Source organism: Streptomyces sp. NPDC040610, from assembly GCF_055594065.1.
Genome location: NZ_JBVIXA010000010.1, coordinates 234,656 through 258,384, shown reverse-complemented (window position 1 = coordinate 258,384; position 23,729 = coordinate 234,656). Strand labels below are relative to the sequence as shown.

Below are 23,729 nucleotides of genomic sequence, written 5' to 3'. Positions count from 1 at the left end.
GCGGGGGGGGCGCCAACTCACCTGCGCACGGGCGGGTTTCCCGTCACCTGGCCAGGTCCAACCACTCGCCGACGGCCAGCACGTGCGCGCGCCGCCCGGCGTGCGTGCGGAACTCGCCCTCCGGGTCGCCGACCTCGACGTAGCCCGGGATCTTGTCGGGCTGCTCCGTCTCGTAGTGCATCGGCACCGCGTAGCGGGCGTTGAGGATGTCCGCGGCCGCGGCGGACTGCCTCGGGTCCATCGCGGCGGGCAGCGGGCTCGGCGGCTGCAGGTGCGGCGCGTCGACCACCGCGCCGTTGGCGGGCAGGAACACGGCGTCGAACGGGCTGAACCGGCGCGCGACGAGCCACCACCAGCCGTGGAACATCGTGTCGCCGCCGTGGAAGACCCGCTGCCCGTCGGCCTCCACCACCCAGTTCAATTGGGGGTCTCCGAGGCCGTCGACGGCGGGGACCGCGGTCACGCGGAACGGCCCGAGGTCGCGGGCGGACCAGGCCTCCACGATCTCGGCAGCCAGCCCGTGCAGGGCCAGCTCGCGCTCGGCCGACAGCGTCGTCACGTTGTCCACGTCGTCGCCGTGGCCGGGCGCCGGTCGCAGCACCGGCGCCCCCGGGGTCAGCGCGTCCGCGAGCGCGGACGCGTCGGTGTGGTCCCGGTGCAGGTGGGTGACCAGCGCGGCGGCGGCATGTCCGCTGGGCGCCGCAAGACCCACGCCGGGCTTCCACCCCGTGAACAGCGGTGACAGGTCCCGCACATAGTCGATCACCAGCCGCTCGCCGCCCGCCTCGATCTCCAGTCCGGCCCAGCCCAGTCGTCGTACCCGCATCTCGCACTCCTTCGTCCCGGTGGTCGTCGCGGACGTTAGCGTACGGTCGTTCGCCAAATCAATAGCGAACGGCCGTACGCTATCCTCGTCGCATGTCACCACGACGCTCAGCGGCCGAAGCGCAGGCCACCAGGGGCCGGATCCTCGGCCGCGCCGCCGAGATCGCCTCCGAGGAAGGGCTCGACGGCATCACCATCGGCCGTCTCGCCGAGGAGCTGGAGATGAGCAAGTCCGGGGTGCACAAGCACTTCGGCACCAAGGAGACGCTCCAGATCTCCACGCTGGACAAGGCGTTCGTGGACTTCTGGCACCGGGTGGTCGAGCCCGCGCTGGCCGAGCCGCCGGGGCTGCGGCGGCTGCGCGTGGTGTGCGACAACTCCGTGGGCTACCTGGAAGCGCCCCTGCTGCCCGGCGGCTGTCTGATGACCGCGGCGCTCACCGAGTACGACGGCCGACCCGGCCGGGTCCGCGACGCGGTGGCCGAGGTGTGGTCGCGCTGGCGGGAACAGCTGCGGGCGGACCTGAGCGCGGCGGTGGAGAACGGCGAGCTGCCCGCCGGATTCGACGTCGACCAGGCGCTGTTCGAGATCGTCGCCGCCGGCCTCGCACTGAACGCGGCGATGCAGCTCCAGCACGACCGGGCGGCCGCGGGCCGGGCCCGCCGCGCGATCGAGCGGGCCCTGGACCAGTCCTGACCGCGGGCCGTACGCACGTCTGTCAGCGGGCGGCCTGAGCCTCCGCGATCGCCTGCTCCAGGATCGTCAGGCCGAGCGAGAGCTCGTCCTCGGTGGCGGTCAGCGGCGGTGCCATCCGCAGGACTCCGCCCATGCCGGGGAGCTGGACGATGTTCATGTGCAGGCCCAGTTCGAGACAGCGGCGGGTGACGCGCGCGCCCAGTTCGCTGGAGCTCGCCTTCGTCTCACGGTCGACGACGAGTTCGAGTCCGGCCAGCAGACCACGGCCCCGGATGTCACCGACGACCTCGTGGCGGGCGGCGATGTCCGTCAGGCCGTCGCGGAGGAACGCGCCGAGGGAGCGGGCGCGTTCGTCGAGCTTGTCGGCGGTCAGGACGTCGAGGACGGTGTTGCCGACGGCGGCCACCAGCGGGTCGGCGACGTGCGTGGTGAAGAACAGGAACCCGCGCTCGTGCGCCCGCTGCTCGATCTCGGCGCTCGTGATCACGGCCGCGAGGGGAAGTCCGGCGCCGAGCGTCTTGGACAGCGTGAGGATGTCGGGGACGACTCCGTCGCGTTCGAAGGCGTACCAGGTCCCGGTGCGGCACAGGCCGGTCTGGGCCTCGTCGAGGATCAGCAGCATGCCGCGTTCCCTGCACTTGTCCCGCAGCGCCGCCATGTACCCGACCGGCGGCTCGATGATGCCGCCCGAGCTGAGGATCGGCTCCACCAGGCAGGCGGCGAGGCTGCCCGTCGACTGGGCGTCGATCAGGTCGAAGGCGAAGTCCAGCTGGCGCCGCCAGTCCAGGGAGCCGTCGGCCGTGGTGAAGTCGGGCCGGTAGGCGTTCGGCACGGGGATGGCGAAGTTGCCGGGCGCGGACGGGCCGTAGCCCTTGCGGCCCGCGCTGTACGTGGCGGACGCGGCCGCCTGCGTCATGCCGTGCCAGGACCGGGCGAACGAGACGACCTCGTGCTTGCCGGTGACGAGCTTCGCCATCCGGATCGCGGCCTCGTTCGACTCGGCGCCGGTCGTCAGGAGCAGCGCCTTCTCCAGCGGCGCGGGCAGCGTGTCGGAAAGGCGGCGGGCGAGGTCGACCACGGGGCGGCTGAGCATGCCGCTGAAGAGGTGGTCGAGGGTCGCGATCTGGCGCTGGACGGTCGCGACGATCTGCGGGTGCGAGTGGCCGAGGATCGCGCTCATCTGGCCGGAGGTGAAGTCGAGGATCTTCCGGCCGTCGGCGGTGTACACGAAGCTCCCGGCAGCGCGGTCGATGACTTCGCGGGTGAACTCGCCGCCGTAGCGGACGAGGTGCTTCTCGGCGTCGGCCCAGAAGGACTCCGTGGCGGGCACGACGGCGGGGGCGGGGGTCGGCAGGCCGGTGGGGGCGGGGGTCGAAGCAGGCATGTCCTCGACGGTAGGGCGCACGCGAGCGACACGTCCATCTCACAATTCCGGCTGTCCTGTTCGGAGAATCCGCACAACAATGAGGGGGTGATGAACCCCTGGAGGCTGCGCCTGCTGAGCCAGCTGGACACCCTCGGCACCGTGCGGGCGGTCGCCCAGGCCGCGAACCTGAGCCCGTCGAGCGTGTCGCAGCAGCTCGCCGTCCTCGAGTCCGAGACCCGCACCCAGCTGCTCGAACGCACGGGGCGCCGGGTGCGGCTCACCCCGGCCGGGCTGATCCTCGCGCGCCGGGCGCGGGCGATCCTCGACCACATGGACGGCGTCGAGGCGGAGCTGCGCGGCTTCGGCGAGGAACCGGCGGGCCTGGTGCGGCTCGGGGCGTTCCAGAGCGCGATCCACACCATGGCCGTCCCCGCGGTGACCCGGCTGAAGCAGGCGCATCCGCACCTCGACGTGGAGGTGCTGCAGCTGGAGCCGCACGAGAGCATGCCCGCGCTGCGGGTCGGCGACGCGGACGTCATCATCACGACCACCGACTTCGACGAGCTCCCGCTGGGCCCGGACCTCGACCTGGTCCCGCTGGCCAGGGACCCGATCCTGCTGGTCGTCCCGCCCGGGCACCCCGCGGCCGGGCGCGGCACCGTCGACCTCGCCGCGTACGCGGACGAGCCCTGGTCGTTCGACATGCCGCAGTCGTACATGGCGAACCTCGCGCTGCGGCTGTGCCGCCAGTCGCGGTTCGAGCCGCGCGTGGTGTGCCGTTTCAGCAACTACATGATGGCGTTGCAGCACGTCGAGGCCGGGCTCTCGATCGCGCTGCTGCCCGGCCTGACGGTGGACCGCAGCCGCTTTCGCGTCGCCACCGCGGAACTCGCGGCTCCCGTGACGCGCACGATCACGGCGGCGGTCCGCCGCGGCTCACCGCCGCGCGCGGCGGTGCGGGCCGTGCTGGAGGCGCTGCGCGATCCCTCGGAGGAGCTGCCGCTCCTGAGTCGGGAGTAGGAGCGGTCCCCCTGCCTGGGCAGCTCGGCGCACGCCCGGCGAACGCACCCGGCACGGCCGGTCACAAACGCGGGTCGCGGTGGGTCGGGTCGCCGTCGAGGACGGTCAGGAGCACCGGCAGGTCCGGGAGTTCGGTGGCCGCGGTGGTGAGGGGGTTCTCGGCGAACACCGTCAGGTCGGCGCGGTGGCCGACCGTGATGCGTCCGGCTTCGTGCTCGTCGCCCGCCGCGTAGGCGGCGTTGACGGTCATGCCCTGGAGGGCCTCCAGGGCCGTGAGTGCCTGCTGCGGGCCGTGCGGGGGCCGGGTGAGGTCGCGGCTGGGGCGGCGGTGACGGGCTCCGGCCATGACGGCCGACGGGGGGTAGGGGGCGATGGGCCAATCGGAGCCGAGGACGACGACGGCGCCGGAGTCGTGCAGGTCGCGGCAGCGCCAGGCGCGTGCGGCGCGCTCCTCTCCGAGGCGGCGCGACCAGTTGTCGGTGTGGTCGGCGCGGGTGAAGTCGCAGCAGTGCGTCGGCTGCATGGAGGCGACGACGCCGAGGTCGGCGAAGCGGCGCAGGGTGTCGTCGGGGACGGTCTCGATGTGCTCGATCCGGTGCCGCACCGGTCGGCTGTCCTCGGCCTGGGCCTTCTCGACGGCGTCGAGGACATGGCGTACGGCGGCGTCGCCGATGGCGTGGGTGGCGATGGGCACGCCCGCCCGGTGGAGTTCGCCGACGACGCGGGTGTACTCCGCGGGGTCGGGCCAGAAGGCGTGCCGGGACTCGCCGTGGCAGTCGGGGTGCTCCAGCCAGGCGGTGCCGTTGTCGATGGTGCCGTCCATGAAGATCTTGACGCCGTCGGTGCGCCACAGCCGTCCGCCCGTGCCCTGCTGGGCGATGAGTGCGCGCAGACCTTCGGCGTCGGTGCCGGGCTGGCACCAGGGTGCGACGCGCAGGCGCAGCGGCAGGTCGCCGGCGGCGTCGAGGTCGGCGTAGAAGGCGAGGCTGTCGCCGTTCGCGTCCATGGCGTGGCCGCCGGTGAGGCCCGTGGCGGCCATGGCGCGCAGCACGGCGGCGAGCCGGTCGCGGCGCTCCTCGCGGGTGGGCTGCGGGGCGACCCGTTCCACGAGTGCGCACGCGGCCTCTTCGAGGAGCAGGCCGGTGGGTCGGCCGTCGGCGTCGCAGACCACTTCGGCGGTGGCCTGGTCGAAGGTGCGGGGCCCTTCGACTCCGGCGAGTTCCAGGGCGCGACGGCTGGCCAGCATCGAGTGCGCGTCGAAGAGCAACAGCAGGGCGGGGACACCGTCGAGTACGGCGTCGAAGGGGGCGGTGTCGACGGGGGCCCCGGCGAAGACATTGGGGTCGAGGCCCCATCCGTGCAGCCAGGCGCCGGGGGCGAGGTCCCGCACCTCGCGGGCGAGGGCCGCGCGTACCTGCTCCACGTCCTCGCAGCCCGACAGGTCGAGGCCGTGGGTCAGTTCGGCGCCCGTGACGGGGTGGATGTGTCCGTCGACGAGGCCGGGGGTGACGACGGCGCCCTTGAGGTCGATCACCGTGGTCGAGGCGTCGGCGAGCGCGCGGATGTCCGGGGCGTCCCCGAGGGCGGTGATGCGTCCGTCGGACGCGGCGAGCGCGGTCTGCGGCAGCAGCTCGCCGGTGACGGGGTCGAGCAGACGGGCCGAGAGCAGGATGAGGGAGGCGCGCACGGGGGCTCCTTGGGACACGAAGGCTCCTTGGACACGGGGGCTGCTGGGGGACGCGGGGACTGCTGAGAGCCACGGGGGCTATTGAGGGGCGCGGTGACTGCTGGGGACATGGAGGCCTCTGGGAGACGCGGGCGTGCAGACGAGGCACGGAAGCGCCTTGAGGCACGAAGGCCCTGCGGACGGGTCAGTCCGGTTCGGCGGACAACGTGCCGAAGGGCAGGCCGAGTTCGCGCTCCGCCGTGGTGACGGGCAGGCGCCGGACCGCGGGTGGGCCGCTGTCGGCGCTCGGGCTGTTGACGACCATGCCGAGGCCGTCGAGGACGACCAGGATCTGAATGGCCGTCACCAGCGGGTCGTCGGTGTGGAATTCGCCCTCCTCGACGCCGTCGCGGATGACTCCTTCGAGGCGGTCGCGCCAGGCGTCCTCCTGGACAGCGACGCGGTCGCGCAGGGCGGGCCGGTAGCGGCTGAGGTGGCGGGCGTTGAGCCACAGCCTGCTGATGTCGTCGTACGCCTTCCCTGACGTACGGGCGAAGAACCGCGCCAGATGCCGGGTGGGGGTGGCGTCGGCCCGGTCGGCCGGGAGGAGTTCGTCGAGTTCGGAGCCGACGGCGTTTCCGTAGGCCTCGGCCACGAGATCGTCCACCGCGGGGAAGTAGTGGCTGATGAGCCCAGGGCGGACGTCCAGCTCCTCCGCGACCCGCCGCAGGGTGATGCACTCCAGCCCCTCCGCCAGTGCCACACCGGCGGCGGCCGCAACGATTTCCGCACGTCTGGCCGCTGGAGATTTGCGGATTCGCTTGTTCGGAACGCTTGACGACATGGATTCCATGCTATTGAGTGTGCGACCAATAAGCAAGCAGGTGGGCAACCAGCATCCGGAGGGGCCGCATGGCGTCCACGATTCCCGACCCGCCCGAGAGCACCTGCGCCGCGCGACAGGGAGCGGGGCTTCCCCCCGGCGGGCAAGCGGCACGGCCCGTTGACAGCGCGCAAGCCGCACCGCCCCCCGCCGACGGACAGGCGGCACAACCCACCTCCGACGCCGCAAGCCGCGTCGAGGCGCACGGCATCGACTACATCCCCGAGCGGGAACGCCACGGCCATCCCCGGCAGTTGTTCTCGGTCTGGGCGGCGGCGAACGTCAACTACCTGAGCCTGGTGGTCGGCGGGACCCTGATCCTCATGGGCCTGACGCTGGGCCAGGCCCTCGTGGTGATCGTGGTGGGCAATCTGTTCTGGCTTCTCACCGGGCTGCTCGCCATATCCGGCCCGGCCGCGGGCACGCCGAGCGAAGTGATCACGCGGGCGATCTACGGAATCCGCGGCAACCGCGTGAACAACGCCGTCGTCGGCTGGATGATCTCCGTCTGCTACTTCGCCCTGAATCTGGCCGCCGCCGCGACCGCCGCGTTCTCCCTGGTCGAGAAGGCCGGTGTCAGCGCGAGCACGGGCGTCAAGATCGCCGTGGTCCTGGTCATCGCCGCCGTCACCCTCACCATCGGTGTCTACGGCCACGGCCTGATCATGAAGCTGTATCTGCCGATCACCCTCGCCCTGACCGCGGTCTTCGCCGTCGTCGCGATCGGCGTGCTCCGCCACACCGACTTCTCGTACGCCCCGCCCGCGCCGCCGCACGGAGCCGACCTGTGGACCGTCCTCGTCGCCGGGGTCACCCTCATCGCCTCCGCGCCGCTGTCGTACACCACCAGCGCCGACTTCGCCCGCTACCTGCCACCTGCGACCTCCGCGAAGGCGGTGCTCGGCTGGACCGCGCTCGGCGGGTTCGTGCCCGGCGTCGTCGTCTGCTCGCTCGGGGCCTGCGCCGCGACCGCGGTCGACATGGCGGACCCGCAGTCCGGGCTCCAGACGATCCTGCCGGGCTGGTTCGATCCGCTGTTCCTGCTCGCCCTGATCCTCGGCACGGTCGCCCTCAACGCCCTGACCGCCTACAGCGCGGGGCTCGCCCTCCAGGCCGTCGGCATCCGCATCCGCCGCTCCCTCAGCGTGCTCGCCGACGGCACCGCGGCCGTCTCCCTCACCCTGTACGCGCTCCTCATCTCCGACTTCCTCGACACCGTCAGCAACGTCCTCCAGCTCACCGTCGTCCTGCTCGGCCCCGCGATGACCGTCTACGCCATGGACATCTGGCTGCGCCGGAACCGCTACGACGGCCCCACCCTCATGGACGAGACCCCCGAAAGCCCCTATTGGTACGCCGCCGGCGTCAACCCGGCGGGCGCCCTGGCCCTCACGGGAGGCGTCACCGCGTCGGCCCTGTGCGCCAACACCCTCTACACCGGACCGATCGCACGGGCCCTGGACGGCCTGGACCTCGCGCTCCCCGCCGGGATCGCCGTCTCCGCGTCGCTCTACATACTCCTCAGCCGCGGCCGCCTCCGCTCGCCGTGAAGGACGGGCACGGCGATCCACGCGTTCGCGGGCAGGGAATCCGAGGCGCCACGTCCTGTTCTCGCCGCGTCGGCGTCCTGGCGGCCGGGCTCCCCCGGCCCGGCCGCCAGGAACGATCAAGAAATCGCGCACGCACGCGATCAGGCATTCGAATGCGGAGGCCTGTCGGCTCAATGGGCCATTCCGTTTCGTCCTGCTTTTGACTTTCCCTGTATCAACCACCGCAAAGAGCACGGAAAATAAGGTCTAGGTACATCCAACTGGCCAAAAACAGGTCTACACCACGGACCGGAAGAGAGGATTCTGGCCCCCGTTCGTCGAGACGCGCGCGCCGGTGCCGACCACTCCGGCGCGCCGATCTCCGAGGGGAGTCTGGGGCGTGGGACGTGGCAGGGCGAAGGCGGAGCGGATCGCCTCGGATGCGGCCGAACGATTGTTCGCGGCCGGGCAGTTGTTGCGGCGGGCGCCCACGACGCCCGAGGGACGGGCGGTCTTCCGTACGGATCAGCAGGTCAACGACCAGCCGTACCGGGAGCGTTGGGCGCACGACAAGGTGGTGCGCTCCACCCACGGCGTGAATTGCACGGGGTCGTGCTCGTGGCAGGTGTACGTGAAGGACGGTCTGATCACCTGGGAGACGCAGGCGACCGACTATCCCTCGACCGGCCCCGACCGCCCGGACTACGAGCCGCGGGGCTGCCCGCGCGGGGCGTCGTTCTCCTGGTACACGTACTCGCCGACCCGGGTGCGCCACCCGCTCGCGCGCGGGGTCCTGGTGGAGATGTTCCGGGACGCAAAGGCCCGGCACGACGGTGATCCGGTGGCCGCGTGGGCGGAGGTCACCGGCGATCCGGACCAACGCCGCCGCTACCAGTCGGCCCGCGGCAAGGGCGGCCTGGTGCGCGTCGACTGGGCCGAGGCGCTGGAGATCGCGGCGGCCGCGCATGTGCACACGCTCCAGGAGCACGGGCCCGACCGGATCGCGGGCTTCTCCCCGATCCCGGCGATGTCGATGGCCTCCCACGCGGTCGGCGCCCGGTTCCACGCGCTGATCGGCGCGCCGATGCTGTCGTTCTACGACTGGTACGCGGACCTGCCGATCGCCTCGCCGCAGGTCTTCGGCGACCAGACCGACGTCCCGGAGTCCGGGGACTGGTGGGACGCCGCGTACCTGATGCTGTGGGGCTCCAACGTCCCGGTGACGCGGACCCCGGACGCGCACTGGATGGCCGAGGCGCGCTATCGCGGCCAGAAGGTGGTCGTGGTCTCGCCCGACTACGCCGACGCGACGAAGTTCGCCGACGAGTGGCTGCATCCCCACCCGGGGACCGACGGCGCGCTGGCGATGGCGATGGGCCACGTGATCCTGCGCGAGTGCTTCGTCGACCGGCAGGTGCCGTACTTCACCGACTACGTCAAACACTTCACCGACCTGCCCTTCCTCGTGTCCCTGGACGAGCGGGCGGAGCACACCCACACGCCCGGTGCGTTCGTCACCGCCGAGGACCTGGACCTGGCCGGGGACGCCGAGGCCGGGGCGCGGCGCTGGATGCCGGTGCTGTTCGACCGGATCGGCGGGCGGCCGACGGTGCCCAACGGCACCTTGGGAGACCGCTGGGGCAAGGCGAGCGAGGGCCGCTGGAACCTCGACCTCGGCGACATCGATCCGCTGCTCAGCCTGTACGGCCGCCCGGGCGCGACGCGGGCCGCGGTGACGCTGCCCCGCTTCGACGAGGACGGCGAGACGGTCCGGTGCGCGGTGCCGGTGCTGCGGGTCGGCGGGCGCCTGGTGACGACGGTGTTCGACCTGATGCTCGCCCAGTACGGGGTGCGGCGCGAGGGCCTCGACGAGCGGGGGCCGACGGCGTACGACGACGCGTCCACGCCGTGCACCCCGGCCTGGCAGGAGGCGCTCACGTCGGTGCCCGCGCGGGCGGTGGTGCGGGCGGCGCGGGAGTTCGCGCGCACCGCGGAGCAGACCCGGGGCCGCTGCATGATCGTGATGGGGGCCGGGACGAACCACTGGTTCCACTCCGACACGATCTACCGCTCGTTCCTGTCGCTGCTGCTGCTCACCGGCTGCCAGGGCGTCAACGGCGGCGGCTGGGCGCACTATGTGGGGCAGGAGAAGGTGCGTCCGTACGCCGGGTGGCAGCAGGTGGCCACCGCGTCCGACTGGGTGCGCCCCTCACGGCAGATGGCGGGGACGCCGTACTGGTACCTGCACACCGGGCAGTGGCGGTACGAGAAGTTCACGGCGGACGCCCTGGTCTCCCCCACCGCGCCGGGCGCCCTCGCGGGACTGCACACCGCGGATCTCCTGGCCCGCTCCGCCCGGCAGGGCTGGATGCCGTCGTATCCGACGTTCTCCGCCAACCCGCTGGACCTGGGGCGGCGCCTGCACGAGACCGACGCGGACCCGGCGGCCTGGCTCGCCGCCGAGTGCGCGGCGGGGCGGCTGTCGTACGCCTGCGAGGATCCGGACGATCCGGCCAACTGGCCCCGGGTGCTGACCGTGTGGCGGGCCAACCTGATCGGCTCGTCGGCCAAGGGCAACGAGTTCTTCCTGCGGCACCTGCTGGGCGCCTCCGACAACGCGAGTGCCCAGGAGGCCCCGCCGGGGAGCAGGCCGCGGGACGTGACCTGGCGGGAGGAGGAGCCGCGCGGCAAGCTCGACCTGCTGCTCGCGCTCGACTTCCGCATGACGTCGACCACGCTGCACGCCGATCTGGTGCTGCCCGCGGCTACCTGGTACGAGAAGCACGACCTGTCCAGCACGGACATGCATCCCTATGTGCACGCCTTCTCCCCCGCGATCAGCCCGCCGTGGCAGGCCCGCACGGACTTCGAGATCTTCCACGGGCTCGCCGCCGAGGTGAGCCGCCTCGCGAAGGGCCGCCTCGACGTCGCGCACGACCTGGTGGCGACGGCGCTGCAGCACGACACTCCGGGCGAGGCGCCGCCCGCGGGCCCGACGCGGCCCCGGTTCACCGTCGTGGAGCGGGACTACACCGCCATCGGCGAGAAGATCGCCGCGCTCGGGCCGCTGGCCGGGGAGCAGGGCATGACGGTCAAGGGCGTGACGGTGCATCCGCTGCCGGAGACCGCCTGGCTGGGCGCCCGGTGCGGCACGGCCGGGGCCGGACCGGCGGTGGGCCGGCCGCTGCTCGACACGGACGTCAAGCTGTGCGAGGCGATCCTCGCACTGTCGGGCACCACCAACGGCCGGCTGGCCGCCGAGGGGTTCGAGCGGCTCGCCGAGCGCTGCGGCGCCGAGACGGGGCTCGCGGAGCTTGGCGCCTCGGTGGCCGAGCGGCGGGTGGAGTTCTCCGACACGCAGGCCCGTCCGGTGCAGGTCGGGGCGAGCTTCGAGTGGTCGGGCAAGGAGGGCACGGACCGCCGCTACGCCCCGTTCACGATCAACACCGAGCACCTGAAGCCCTGGCACACCCTGACCGGCCGCCAGCACTTCTACCTCGACCACCCGTGGATCGCCGAGTACGGGGAGCAACTGCCCGTCTACCGACCGCCGTTGGACCTGTCCGCGCTCGGGGAGCAGCCAGTGGCCGACGGCGACGGCGGGCGTTCGCTGACGGTGCGCTATCTGACGCCGCACTCGAAATGGTCCATCCACTCCGAGTACCAGGAGAACCTCCTGATGCAGACGCTGGCCCGGGGCGGCCCGGTCATCTGGATCAGTGTCGCCGACGCGGAGGCGATCGGTGTGGCGGACAACGACTGGATCGAGGCGCACAACGCCAACGGTGTCGTCGTGGCGCGCGCGGTGGTCTCGCACCGGATGCCCGCGGGCACGGTGTTCATGTACCACGTGCAGGAACGCCTGGTGAACGTGCCGAAGTCGGAGGCGACCGGGCGGCGCGGAGGAGTCCACAACGCACTCACCCGGCTGCTGATCAAGCCGACGCACCTGATCGGCGGGTACGCCCAGCTGTCCTTCGCGCCCAACTACTACGGGCCCACCGGCAATCAGCGCGACGCGGTCACCGTGATCCGGCGGCGCGCCCAGGCCGTGTCCTATTAGAAGCGTGGAGTGTGGAGTACTGACATGTCCCGTGCCAAAGCCACCATCGGGCGCCCCATGGCGCAGGTCGCGATGGTCATGAACCTCGACAAGTGCATCGGCTGCCACACCTGTTCCGTCACCTGCAAGCAGACCTGGACCAACAGGCCGGGCACCGAGTACGTGTGGTTCAACAACGTGGAGACCCGCCCCGGCCAGGGCTATCCGCGCACCTACGAGGACCAGGAGAAGTGGAAGGGCGGCTGGCACCTCAAGCACGGCCGTCTCGTGCCGCGCAGCGGTGGCCGGGCCCGCCGTCTGGCCCGTCTCTTCGCCAACCCCGAACTGCCCTCGCTCGACGACTACTACGAGCCGTGGACGTACGACTACGAGAACCTGATCAGCGCGCCCCTCGGCGACGAAGTCCCCACCGCGCCGCCGCGCTCCCTGGTCGACGGAAGCCCGACGGCGGTCACCTGGGGGCCGAACTGGGACGACGACCTGGGTGGCGGACCCGAGCACCTCGCGGGCGACCCGGTGCTGCGGAAGATGAACGAGCAGGTGCGTCTGGAGTACGAGCAGGCCTTCATGTTCTATCTGCCGCGGATCTGCGAGCACTGCCTCAATCCGTCGTGCGTGGCGGTGTGTCCGTCCGGCGCCCTGTACAAGCGGGTGGAGGACGGCATCGTCCTGGTCGATCAGGACCGCTGCCGCGGCTGGCGGATGTGCGTGACCGGCTGCCCGTACAAGAAGGTCTACTTCAATCATCAGACGGGCAAGGCGGAGAAGTGCACGTTCTGCTATCCGCGGATCGAGGGGGGCCAGCCGACGGTCTGTTCCGAGACGTGCGTGGGGCGGCTTCGCTACCTCGGTGTCGTCCTGTACGACGCGGACCGGGTCGGCGACGCGGCCGCCACCGAGAACGAACAGGATCTGTACGAGGCCCAGTTGGACTGCTTCCTCGATCCCGAGGACCCGGAGGTGGCGGCGGCCGCGGAGGAGGCGGGCATCCCGCACGACTGGATCACCGCCGCCCGCCGCTCCCCCGTGCACGCCCTGATCAGCCGCTACAAGGTCGCGCTGCCGCTGCATCCCGAGTACCGCACCATGCCCATGGTCTGGTACATCCCGCCGCTCTCGCCCGTCGTCGACTCCCTCACCGCCACCGGGCACGACGGCGAGGACCCGGCGAAGCTGTTCGCCGCCATCGACTCCCTGCGCATCCCGCTGGCGTATCTGGCGGAGCTGTTCACCGCGGGCGACCCGGCCCCGGTGGAGGCGGCGCTGTGCCGTCTGGCGGCGATGCGGTCCCACATGCGCCGCGTCAACCTCGGTGAGGAGCAGGACCCGGCGATCGCCCGCGCCGTCGGCATGGACAGCGCGGGCATCGAGGGCATGTACCGACTCCTCGCCCTGGCCAAGTACGACGAGCGCTATGTCATCCCCACCAGCTACACCGCCGCCACCCCCGCCGACGATCTCGACGCCGGGTGCAGCCTGGACGTCCACGGCGGCCCCGGGATGTACGCCCCGGACACCTTCCACGCCCCGCCCGCCGACGAGCGGGAACCGGAGCACTCCGGGGCGTCGTTGCGCGGCCGGGTCAACCTCCTGAACTGGAACGGCAAGGGGCGGCCCGACGGGCTCTTCCCCGGCGGTGACGGCGGCGCGAGGTGAGTGGCCCCGTCGTCCACCAGGCCGCCTCGCTGCTGCTGCGCTACCCCGATCACGGCTGGCCCGAGCGGCTGCGCGTGGTGCGTGCGGCGCTGGAGCCGGTGCCCGGCGCGGAGGTGGGCCTGCTGCTGGGGTTCTGCGACGAGGTCGACGGGACGGCGCCGCTGGACCTGGCCGCCCGGTACGTCGTCACGTTCGACCGCAGCCGCCGCCGATGTCTGTATCTGACGTACTACACCGACGGGGACACCCGCAGGCGTGGCGCGTCATTGGCGCGGCTCAAGGCGCTCTATCGCGCGCACGGCTGGCATCCGCCCGAGGACGAGCTGCCCGACTTCCTGCCGCTGATGCTGGAGTTCGCCGCCCGCACGCCGGACCTCAAGGCGTCGCTGCTCGTCGAGCACCGGCCCGCCCTGGAACTGCTGCGCCTCGCCCTGACCTCGTACCGCAGCCCGTACGCCGCTGTCGTCGACGCGGTCTGCCGCACCCTGCCCGGCCCTTCCCCCGCGACCCGCGAGGCGGCCCTGCGCCTGGCCCGCACCGGCCCGCCCGCCGAGACCGTCGGCCTCCTGCCGTATCCCGCACGCGCCCCCGACGCCCCGCACGCGGAGGAGACTTCCCGGTGAACCACCTGCGCATCGCCCTGTGGGGCGTGCTGCCCTATCTCGTTCTCGCCGTCCTCGTCACCGGTACCGCCTGGCGCTACCGCTACGACCGCTTCGGCTTCACGACCCGTTCCAGTCAGCTGCACGAGAGCCGACTGCTGCGCGTCGGCGGCCCGTTGTTCCACTTCGGGCTCCTGTTCGTGGTCGCCGGGCACGTCATCGGGCTGCTGGTGCCGGAGTCGTTCACCGAGCGCGCGCATGTCCACGAGTGGCTGTACCACGCGAACGCGCTGCTCGTCGGCGGCACGGCGGGGCTCGCGACGCTCGCCGGTCTGGTGATCCTGCTGTACCGGAGGCTGCGGGTGCCCGCCGTCCGGGCGGCGACGAGCCGCAGCGACCGTGCCGTCTACCCCGTCCTGCTGTGCGTGCTCCTCGCGGGCCTCACCGCCACGGCCACCACGATGAAGCCCCATCCTTACGACTACCGGCGTGGTGTGTCGGTGTGGTTCCGCTCGCTGTTCACGCTCGATCCGGACGTGTCGGCGATGGCGCACGCGCCGCTCGCCTACCGGGTGCACGCGCTGCTCGCGATGGCCCTGTTCGCCGCGTGGCCGTTCAGCCGTCTCGTCCACGCCTTCACCGCGCCGGTCGGCTACCTCGTCCGCCCCTATGTCGTGTACCGGTCGCGCGGCGGGCGACGCGTGCCCTCGCCCGGTCGTTCCGGTGCGGGCAGGGCCGCCGCCGCTCGTTCCGGACCGCGGGGCAAGCGGCCCCGGTCGGCGCGGGACATCCTTGCCCGGCGCTGATGCGGCGCGGACTCGCCGACCGGTGCAGGGGACTGGCGCCCGCGTGTTTCGCGCCGGTCATGGCCACCGGCATCGTCTCCCGGGCGCTGGCGCAGGCGGGCGCCCGGGCCTTGTCCCTCGTCCTGTTCGGCGTCGCGGCGGCCCTGTATGTCGTGCTGCTGTGCGCCACCGCGCTCAAGGCCCGATGTCACCTCGGTGCCGTCCGAGCCGAACTCCGCGACCCCGCCCGGTTGTTCGGGCACTTCACCCTGGTCGCGGCGAGCGGTGTCCTGGCCGCGCGCCTCGGCTCGGGGCCCGCCCGGGTCGCGGGGTGCGCGCTGCTGGCCGTCGCGGCACTGGCGTGGGCGGTGCTCGCCCGCGCGGTCATGGGGCTCCGCGGCCTCGGCCCGCGCGCGGCGCTCCGGCAGGCCGACGGCACCTGGTTCCTGGCCACGGTCGGCCTGCAGGCGCTCGTCCTGACACTCGTCGCCCTTCGCCCCGGCCGTCCCGTCGTCACGCTCGCGCTCGTGCTGTGGGTCTGCGGGGTCCTGCTGTACGCGGCCACGCTGGCGGTCGTCGTCCGGCGTCTGCGGTACGACCCGCCGCGGCCCGCCCGGCTTGCGCCCAGCTACTGGGTGACCATGGGCGCCGCCGCGATCAGCACGCTCGCCGGTGCCCGACTCCTCGCCCACGACGGGCTCCTGCCCGCTCCGGTCCGCACCCCGCTCGGCGGCACGGTCGTCGGCCTGTGGACCTGGGCCACCTTCCTGATCCCGCTCCTGCTGGCCACGGGCGTCTGGCGGCATCTGCACCACCGCGTCCCGCTGGCCTACGAGCCCATGCTGTGGTGCATCGTCTTCCCGCTCGGGATGTACGCCACCGCGACCGCCCAGCTCGTGGCCGTGCAGCGCATCGGTGCGCTGACGCTCCCTCAGCGGCCGCTGGCGTGGGCGGCCTTGGCGGCGTGGGTCGCGGTCGTGGCGCGGTGGCTCGCGGCGCGGTGGCTCATGACGCGGTGGGCCACGGGGCGGCCTTCGGCCAGGGCCTGAGCGGTGCCCAGGCCCTCGGACCGCCTCCCGTCGCGGCGGGAGCGCTACTTGCCCATCGGCGAGACGGCGATGCAGCCCGCCACGACGTTCTCGCCGGAGGCCTCCTTGATGACCTTGCCCTTGTAGATCACCTTGCAGGTGAGGTCGGAGCCGGTCGGGTCCGCCGAGATCGGGACGACGGTGGGCGGCATGATGCCGCGCAGCGTCACCGTCTTCTTCCACGGCAGCTGCGCCTTGCCGGCCTTCTCCAGCTTCGGATTGGACGCGGACCCCTCACCGGCGGCGAACTCGATCTCGTCGACGCTCTTGCCGGAGACCTCGTAGGTCACCTCGTACTTCTCGTTGACGGCCTTGTCCACGGCGTCGACGGCCTTCTTCTCGGCCTCCGAGCAGGCCCCGAGCGTGAGCGCGAGACCGGCGGCGGCGAGGGTGCACACGGCGGTGCGAATGCGTCTGTTCATGGCGGCAGACAACAGTAAAGACCACGCAAAGTCAATCTGCGACCACGCCATAACCCCAGTTCAGAGGGGGACGGAGGACTTCCGTTCCGGCACGGCCCGGAGGACTCGCACCCCGGCACGGCCTTATATAGGACTGAAACTGGCCGCTTTGGCTCCTACGGTGGCGGGCATGGACATCGACAACGGCATCGACACCGCCGAGGGCCCGCGGCTGTCGTGGCGGCAGGTCCGGGACCGGCGCATGGCGCGGCACGGGCTGTCCGGCACGTCCCCCTCCGCCCCGACACCCCCGACGCCTTCCCGGGTCGCGGACGTCGTGTCCGCCATGTGCGGCGCGCACGCCCAGGTGATGTCCGCCGCCGAACTGTCGATCGGCGCGCGCCTCGACGGTGGCACCCGCGCGGAGGTCCGGGCGGCGCTCGGCGGGGCGGACGGCCTGGTCAAGACGTACGGGCCGCGTGGCACCGTGCATCTGCTCGCGGCGCGCGACCTGCCGATGTGGACCGGGGCGCTGTCCGCCCTGCCGTCCGGCCCGAACGGGCTGCCGCAGGCGTCGCGCCTCACGGACCAGCAGACCGATCAGGTCGTCGAGGCCATCGGCGTCGCGCTGGCGGACGCCGACGACGAGGGGCTGACCGTCGAGGAGCTGGGCGACGCGGTCGTCGCGGCCACCGGGCCGTGGGCGGGCGACCTGGTGATGCCCGCGTTCCAGGGGATGTGGCCCCGCTGGCGCCAGGCGCTGGCCCTGGCGGCCCACCGGGGCGCACTCTGCTTCGGCCCGGACCGGGGCCGCAAAGCCACCTACGTCTCCCCGGGGCGGCGGCTGCCCGGATTTCGTCCCGCGCCCGCCGACGAGGCCCTGAACGCACTGGTCGCACGCTACTTGTACGCCTACGGCCCGGCGACGCCACGCCAGTTCGCCCAGTGGCTGGCGGCACCTCCCGCGTGGGCGGCCGCCCTGTTCGACTCCCTGGCCGCCGCGGGGAGCCTGCACCCGGCCGACGTCGAGGGCAGCACCGGCTGGCTGAACGCCTCCGACGACGGGGACCCGGGCCAGGAGGCCTCCGCCGCCGCGGGGACGCTGCGGCTCCTGCCCTACTTCGACGCGTACGTGGTGGGCTGTCACCCGCGCGACCGGCTCTTCCCCGGCCCGGCGGCCGCACGTGCCCTGTCCCGCACCGGCCAGGCGGGCAACTACCCGGTCCTGCTCATCGACGGGACGGTCGCCGGGGTCTGGCACCTGCGGCGCTCCGGACGCAGGGCGGACCTGACCGTCGAGCCCCTCGCCCCGCTCAGCGCGGCGCGGCGGCGCGCGCTGGACGGGGAGGCGGCGCGGATCGGCGCGTTCCTGGACACCACGGCCCTGCGGCTGACGGTCGGGACGGTGACGGTGGGCCCGCACGCCTAGACGGCGTCCGGGCCACGGGGCGTCACGTCGACTGGGGATAGGGCAGAACCGGGAGTTGTCCCTCGGTACGGGCGAGCACGATCTGGTCGAACAGAGCGCCGTCGCCGTTGCTGCGCAGGGCGAGCTGGTCGACGACCTTGACCGCTCCTGCGGTGAACTTCCACAGGTCGACGCGTACGACCTCCCAGTCGGCGGGGACCTGGCCGCCGAACCGCTTCTCGACCATGGACGTGGCCGGTGGCCAGTGCGAGTCGCCGATGGACGCCGAGAAGATGGGGGCGGACTTCGCGGGCCCGACCCTGAGGCTGATCCCCGAGGTCCGGGAGCTGAGCCTCTTCCAGGCGAACTGGAGGTAGCGGTACTCGCCCCGGGCGCTCGGGTTCTCCACGATCCTGAAGTCCCAGTCGTGCATGGCGTGCCCGAAGGGGGCCCGCGACGTGGGGTAGCGCTCGACCGCCTTCTTCAGCCGCAGGCATCTGGTCCCCACGGCCGCGCCGCCGATCTGGATGTCGGCGGCCGAGGTGTCCTCGACGATGTCGCGCACGTCGTCCTCGCGGTCGTCGAAGAGGACGGCGACGGCGTGGTCCTCGAGGACGTCCCGGTGGGAGTTGCCCACCACGGTGCCGTGGAAGACGAGTTCGCCGAGCCGGATGTTCCCCACGGGCCAGCTGCCGCCGCCGGTGGTGCGCAGCCGGAAACGGGAGGAGGACAGGGCCCCGAAGGTGTGGCTGTGCACGGCGCCCGCGTCGGAGAGGAGCTTCGGGCCGTCCTTCCAGAGCCCGGCCCTGGTGTCCCACCACTGCAGTTGGACGTCGCGCAGCCATGACTCGGGGTGGGCGGGGTCCTCGGCGAACGTCACTCCGGTCAGCTCGACCTGTGTGCGGAAGGTGTCGACGGTGAACAGGAGCTCCTGCCCGTCCAGGATGCGGGTGGCGCCGATGGCGGACGGGGGCACCCACGGGTTGGCCGGTGGGTCGGCGCGACCGTCGGTGAGCAGGGCGACCGCGTTCTGCTTGCCGAGGTCGATGTACCGGGTCGGGTTGACGAGGCGTACGTCCAGGAGGGCGGTGGTGGTCTTGATGAGGTTGGGTGTCAGGTCCTGGGTCGCGGTGGTGTTGCCCCAGCCCGCGCGGCGGACCACCGGGACGGGGTCGGGGGTGAGGAGCTTGGGGCGGATGTCGGTCTCGGACGGCGTCAGCCGGGTCCGCCAGCGTTCTTCGAGGGCGGCGGTGCAGCGGATCACGGTGCCCGTCCACGTGGCGACGAGGAGCCCGCCGTCGGGCAGCCAGGCCGACACCGGCAGCGCCTTGAGGTCCTTGGTGACCGGCTGCGTGCCGTCGCGCCGCAGTACGGCGAGGGTGCCCAGTTCGCTGCCGACGGCGACGCGGGTGCCGTCCGGGGAGACGCGGGGGCGGCGCAGTTGGTCGTCCCCGGTGTACGTCCACAGCAGTCCGCGCGCGGAGTCGAACGCCTTGAGCTGATTGCGGAAGGTGACCGCGAGGAACGAGCCGTCCGCGCTGATCGAGACCTCGCTGGCGGCGGTGGGGAGGGAGTTGACGAGGGCGCCGCCGCGGATCACGTACACGCGGCCGCCGTCGGCCTCCGACCAGATCGCGGCGGTGCGCCGGTCGCCGCTGACGACCCCGCCGCCGAAGCTGCCCTCGCCGACGCCGATCGACCACAGTGTGGAGCCGTCCGCTGCGGCGAGTCCGGTGATCGTGTTCGCGGCGAAGGTGATGAGGGTGTCGTCGTCGAGGGCGAGCAGCCGCAGCGGGGTCCGCTCGCCGGTCTTCCACCACTCGTGCGCCCACTTCTCGCGCGCCTCGCCGGACCCGCCGGCCTGGACGTCCCACAGCGCGAGGCCCAGGTCGCCGGAGGTGGCGACCCAGGAACCGTCGGGCGCGGCCGCGAAGTTGTTCAGGCCGTAGTCGTGGCCCCACCCGCCCTTCATCCAGTCGGTGGCCTTCTTGGGCAGGCCGAACAGGGCGAAGCGGCGCCTGGGCGAGCCGTCGGCATTCAGGAGGTACAGGTGGTAGCCCTCGGGGCTGTGCAGGTCGAAGCCCTGTGCGGCGAAGCCGGTGCCGGGGGCGGAGGGGGTGTAGGCGAAGTGGTGGCCGAGGCGGCGGCGCCAGCGGGTGGTGCCGGTGGCGAGGTCGAGGCCGTAGAGGTTGTGGTCCCAGTTGAAGGCGGTGAGGGCGGCGGTGCGGCCGTCGGCGGCGACCGCGATGTCGCGCACGTGCGGGCCGAAGGCGTAGTCGGCCGGGGGCGGCAGCGGGTCGTGCGTCAGCGGGACGACGGCGTAGAGCCGGGCGGGCGCGGTGCGCAGATCCGCGGTGAACTCCCCGCCGAGCAGGCTGACCCGCTCCCCCGTGAGCACGTCGACGACCTGGTGCAGCGCGGGCAGGGCCACCTTCAGCTTCGCCATCACGGGCACGCGGTGGCCGCACCGCAGGCCCACGCGCCACACGAGGCTCGGCTCCCAGTCGAGCAGCGTGTTGTTGACCGCCCAGATGTACGTGGTGCTCCCGGCCTTCCACTCGCTGAGCCACACCTCGGGGTTGTCGCACTGGGCGACGGGGGCGACGACGTCCTTCAGGGCGGCGGTGACCTTGGCGGCCTGGTCGAGGAAGACGCGGCGGAGGCGGTAGTAGGACGCGTCGTCGCTCTGGGGCGTCTCGTCGCTCTCGACGTGGGTGAAGGCGGTGCCGAGGGGACGGTAGACGTCCCGGTGGCGCTGGACGCAGCTGTCGTCGGCGTAGACGGGCACCGCGTCCGGTCCTTGGCTCACCTCGGAAAGCGCCGTGGAGAGGCGCGGGTCGAGGTCGGTGCGCTGGCCGATCAGCAGGATCGCGTCGTAGCGGCGCAGGACGTCGGCGCTGACGTCCTCGGTGAAGACGAAGCCGGCCGGGCGGTGGGCGTACAGGCAGGCGGTGTACGCCTCGAAGAGGCGGAGGAAGTACTTGCTGCTGAGGCCCTGCCAGGTCTCCAGGCGCTGCATGCGCGTGGAGACGACGATCGCGACGCGGTCGGCGCTGCGGGCGCCCGCGGTCACGGGCCCGAGCCGGGCGCTCAGGTCGAACGCGGCGCGCAGCATCGAGGTGCGGCCCGCACTGGCGGAGCGGGGGTCGCCGGGCCTGCCGCCGCTGCCCGGGCCGCGTTCGTCGAGGGCGGTGATGCCCTCCAGGTGGTAGTTGCCCTGGTCGCCGGTCATGCCGGTGCCGTTCGCGCCCCGCATCACCTGTTGCAGGAGCGTCGGCAGGATCATGCCGCCGGTGCCGTCGTCGTTGAACAGCTCCGGGTGGCCCCAGGCCGGTTTGCCGGGGCGCCGGTAGTAGTCGACCATGTGGGCGGTGGCTCCGAGGAGTTGGAGCTGCTCGCCCTGGTAGTGCAGGTCGACCTCGTCGGCGGACGCGAACTGGACCGGGGGCAGGGTCTGCGGGGCCCGGTAGGGGCCGGTCATCGCGCTGACCTTGCCGGGGAAGTGCTCGTTCAGGACGCCGCGGAAGTGGGCTCCGTCAGCGGCTCTGAGGGCGATCGAGTGGTCGGTGACGGTGTCGAGGATCGGCGCCCATCCTCCGGGCTCCTCCACCAGCTTCAGCGCGTCGTTGTACTTCTTGCGCTCGTCCTCGTTCTGCGCGGCGGCCGCGCCGAGGTCGGGCACCCACCAGTTCGCGCCCCAGGTCCAGCCTCGGAAGGCCGCGTAGGTGTGCAGGCTGTCGGTGACCTTCCGCAGGTCGCAGTCCAGCTTCGGCCGGTCGCGGCGCTCGTGGTTGACCGGCCGGCTGAGCGGCAGGTAGGCGTCGTTGACGTACAGGACCGCCTGTTCCTCCATGCCGCGGGCGCCGTACCCGGCGATGGTGCGGCGGCCGGGGTCCTCGAACATCGCCTTGTCCCAGTGGACGGCCGTCTTCGACAGCTTCAGCCGGTCCACGACGGTCGCGTCGGCGGCGCCGTCCTTGAACGACAGGGGCCACGAGACGCCGAGGCGGTCGACGAAGAGGTTGAGCCCGAGCTTCTTGGTTCTGGCGACGTGGTCCTCGACGGTGTCCGGGAGGTCCGCGAAGACCGGCAGGCGCTGCGTCGACGGGTTCCTGACGACGTCCCGGGGGTCGGAGGGGATGCTCGCGTGGTTGTTGGCGTAGATGTCGCTGTACCAGGTGATGTGGAAGTCCGGCCGTCGCACCAGACCGGGCCCGAGGTCGAGGTGCTGCGGGGCGACGGTGAAGCCGGGGAGCCGGTCGGCGTCGATGACGTACCGTCCGGGTTCCAGCGTCCCGGTGTACGCCGCGGTGAGTTCGAGGCGGCCCTTGCCGTCCGTCAGGGTGACGTTCTCGGCGTGGACCTCCACGCCGTCCCGCAGCACCCGCACGCGTGCGCTGTCCGGCAGGGGCGTGCCGTCGGCGACGCGGGCCACGACCCGCACGGTGATGGGTTCGCCGCGGCCGTAGGAGAAGCGGTTCAGTGCGGTGAACGTCTCGGCGCCGTCCTTGCCGGTGACGACGCGGCAGGTCATCAGGGACAGCGAGCCCTTGGTGCTGTCGGGCGTCCGGACCTCGACGATGCCGTCCACGACGTACTCGCTGAGCCGTCCGGCGACGTCGGGCGACACCCGCAGGTGGTAGAGGCCCCGGGCGTCGGCGGGCGGGGTGACCGCCCCGCCGGTGAGCGGGAGTTCGGTGAACTCCGGTACGCCGAGGGGCCGCAGCCACACCCGGAAGCGCGGGTCGTCGGACCACCGGCCCCGGTCGTGGGTCACGGTCAGCGGCATCTTCCGGCCCGCCGTCCACTCGTCCGCCTCGTACGACACGGAGAGCCGCTCGACGTCGGCGTCGACGCGGCGCACGAGCTTCCCGGCGAGGTTGTACACCTCGAACAGGTACTTGGGGTCGTTGCGCTTCACGTAGTAGAGCTTGTTGCGCACTCTGAGGCCCTGGACCGTGTACGGGTCGTCGGGCAGCTCCAGGGTGACCGGCTCCGGCTCCGGCTCGCCCTGCGCGTTGTAGACCTGCACCTGCCGCCGCTTCGGCTCCTGCGGCAGCCCGGTGGAGACGTGCAGCCTGCCGTCGTCGTCCACGTCGTAGCCGCCGAAGGCGAAGCCCGCGGGCCGCACCGGGATGCTCCGCACGTGCGCCCCGGCGAGCGTCGAGACACAGAGGAGACCGGCCCCGGCAGTCGTCGGCCAGGCGGTGTAGAGCAGCCCGAGCCCCTCGGCCACCCGCAACCCCACCGGGCCCCTCTTGGAGGTGGCGTTCGAGTCGAGCCCGGTGAGGGTGATGCGCTTGTCCAGGGTGCCGGGTTTCAGCCGGACCACCTCTCGGCGGTGCTGGTCGATGGCGTAGAACCAGCCGGACGGGGTCGCCTCGACGGCCGACGGCGCGTAGTAGCCGTACGCCTCGTTGCCGGTGAAGTCGTCGATGCTGCCGAGCAGGTTGAACTCGGGGTCCCAGAAGTCGATCCGGTGCGGGTAGTGGGTCTCGGCGGTGGCGATCACGCCGTCCGCGGTGGCCGTGATCGCCAACGCCGCGTACCCGACCCGCCCGAACCGCTGCGCCGAGCCGTCCGACGCGAGCCGCAGCGCCTGTCCGTCCGGGTGGGCGGGAAGCACCAGATAGACCTTGTCGTCCCGGCCGAGCCCCAGATACATGGACGGGACGACGAACGCGGGATGGTGCCTGGACACGACGTGCTCGATGGTCCTCACGGTGACTCTCCCTCAGGAA

The 23,729-nt window shown here is 72.3% G+C and carries 15 protein-coding genes; 9 read left to right on the top strand and 6 right to left on the bottom strand.

Annotated elements, in window-relative coordinates:
• Positions 1 to 43: 43 nt before the first annotated feature.
• Positions 44 to 826, bottom strand: a complete 783-nt coding sequence (locus tag ACZ6AA_RS30525; protein ID WP_471461290.1) for an MBL fold metallo-hydrolase — start codon at positions 824 to 826, stop codon at positions 44 to 46.
• 92 nt (positions 827 to 918) lie between these two features.
• Between ACZ6AA_RS30525 and ACZ6AA_RS30520 the strand changes: the two genes are divergently transcribed.
• On the top strand, positions 919 to 1,521 hold the full coding sequence (locus tag ACZ6AA_RS30520) for a TetR/AcrR family transcriptional regulator (protein ID WP_468461244.1): 603 nt from the start codon (positions 919 to 921) through the stop codon (positions 1,519 to 1,521).
• A gap of 22 nt (positions 1,522 to 1,543) precedes the next feature.
• Here ACZ6AA_RS30520 and ACZ6AA_RS30515 read toward each other — a convergent pair whose 3' ends face one another.
• Complete coding sequence (locus tag ACZ6AA_RS30515) at positions 1,544 to 2,905, bottom strand: aspartate aminotransferase family protein (protein ID WP_471461286.1); 1,362 nt, start codon at positions 2,903 to 2,905, stop codon at positions 1,544 to 1,546.
• A 90-nt stretch (positions 2,906 to 2,995) separates the two neighbouring features.
• Between ACZ6AA_RS30515 and ACZ6AA_RS30510 the strand changes: the two genes are divergently transcribed.
• Entirely contained in the window at positions 2,996 to 3,907 is a 912-nt protein-coding gene (locus ACZ6AA_RS30510) for a LysR family transcriptional regulator (RefSeq protein WP_468461248.1), read from the top strand.
• Between the two features lie 61 nt (positions 3,908 to 3,968).
• Here the strand turns inward: ACZ6AA_RS30510 and ACZ6AA_RS30505 are convergent, their stop codons facing one another.
• Both ACZ6AA_RS30505 and ACZ6AA_RS30500 read right to left on the bottom strand, forming a co-directional pair.
• The gene (locus tag ACZ6AA_RS30505; RefSeq protein ID WP_471461412.1) at positions 3,969 to 5,594 is read right to left on the bottom strand and encodes an amidohydrolase; all 1,626 of its coding nucleotides are present in this window, start codon (positions 5,592 to 5,594) and stop codon (positions 3,969 to 3,971) included.
• A gap of 184 nt (positions 5,595 to 5,778) precedes the next feature.
• Positions 5,779 to 6,417 carry a TetR/AcrR family transcriptional regulator gene (locus tag ACZ6AA_RS30500; protein WP_471461283.1) on the bottom strand — a complete coding sequence of 213 codons (639 nt, stop codon included), beginning with the start codon at positions 6,415 to 6,417 and terminating at the stop codon, positions 5,779 to 5,781.
• A 68-nt stretch (positions 6,418 to 6,485) separates the two neighbouring features.
• Here ACZ6AA_RS30500 and ACZ6AA_RS30495 point away from each other — a divergent pair, with 68 nt between their 5' ends.
• From ACZ6AA_RS30495 to ACZ6AA_RS30470, 6 genes are all read left to right on the top strand, one after another.
• Complete coding sequence (locus ACZ6AA_RS30495; protein WP_471461280.1) at positions 6,486 to 8,006, top strand: purine-cytosine permease family protein; 1,521 nt, start codon at positions 6,486 to 6,488, stop codon at positions 8,004 to 8,006.
• Between the two features lie 379 nt (positions 8,007 to 8,385).
• Entirely contained in the window at positions 8,386 to 12,048 is a 3,663-nt protein-coding gene (locus tag ACZ6AA_RS30490; RefSeq protein WP_471461277.1) for a nitrate reductase subunit alpha, read from the top strand.
• 24 nt (positions 12,049 to 12,072) lie between these two features.
• Positions 12,073 to 13,704: a nitrate reductase subunit beta gene (gene narH, locus ACZ6AA_RS30485; RefSeq protein ID WP_471461275.1), complete on the top strand. Its 1,632-nt coding sequence runs from the start codon at positions 12,073 to 12,075 to the stop codon at positions 13,702 to 13,704.
• Positions 13,701 to 14,327, top strand: a complete 627-nt coding sequence (narJ, locus tag ACZ6AA_RS30480) for a nitrate reductase molybdenum cofactor assembly chaperone (protein WP_468461260.1) — start codon at positions 13,701 to 13,703, stop codon at positions 14,325 to 14,327. Before narH ends, narJ begins: the two co-directional genes overlap by 4 nt.
• The gene (gene narI / locus ACZ6AA_RS30475; RefSeq protein ID WP_471461272.1) at positions 14,324 to 15,112 is read left to right on the top strand and encodes a respiratory nitrate reductase subunit gamma; all 789 of its coding nucleotides are present in this window, start codon (positions 14,324 to 14,326) and stop codon (positions 15,110 to 15,112) included. Before narJ ends, narI begins: the two co-directional genes overlap by 4 nt.
• Entirely contained in the window at positions 15,112 to 16,140 is a 1,029-nt protein-coding gene (locus tag ACZ6AA_RS30470) for a tellurite resistance/C4-dicarboxylate transporter family protein (protein WP_471461270.1), read from the top strand. The genes narI and ACZ6AA_RS30470 overlap by 1 nt, the downstream gene beginning before the upstream one ends.
• Before the next feature lie 44 nt (positions 16,141 to 16,184).
• Here the strand turns inward: ACZ6AA_RS30470 and ACZ6AA_RS30465 are convergent, their stop codons facing one another.
• A complete protein-coding gene (locus ACZ6AA_RS30465; RefSeq protein WP_468461266.1) occupies positions 16,185 to 16,601 on the bottom strand; it encodes an MmpS family transport accessory protein in 417 nt (138 codons plus the stop codon).
• A gap of 169 nt (positions 16,602 to 16,770) precedes the next feature.
• Here ACZ6AA_RS30465 and ACZ6AA_RS30460 point away from each other — a divergent pair, with 169 nt between their 5' ends.
• Positions 16,771 to 18,009 carry a winged helix DNA-binding domain-containing protein gene (locus ACZ6AA_RS30460; protein WP_468461268.1) on the top strand — a complete coding sequence of 413 codons (1,239 nt, stop codon included), beginning with the start codon at positions 16,771 to 16,773 and terminating at the stop codon, positions 18,007 to 18,009.
• A gap of 22 nt (positions 18,010 to 18,031) precedes the next feature.
• Here the strand turns inward: ACZ6AA_RS30460 and ACZ6AA_RS30455 are convergent, their stop codons facing one another.
• Entirely contained in the window at positions 18,032 to 23,710 is a 5,679-nt protein-coding gene (locus tag ACZ6AA_RS30455) for a WD40 repeat domain-containing protein (protein ID WP_471461265.1), read from the bottom strand.
• Positions 23,711 to 23,729: the final 19 nt, after the last annotated feature.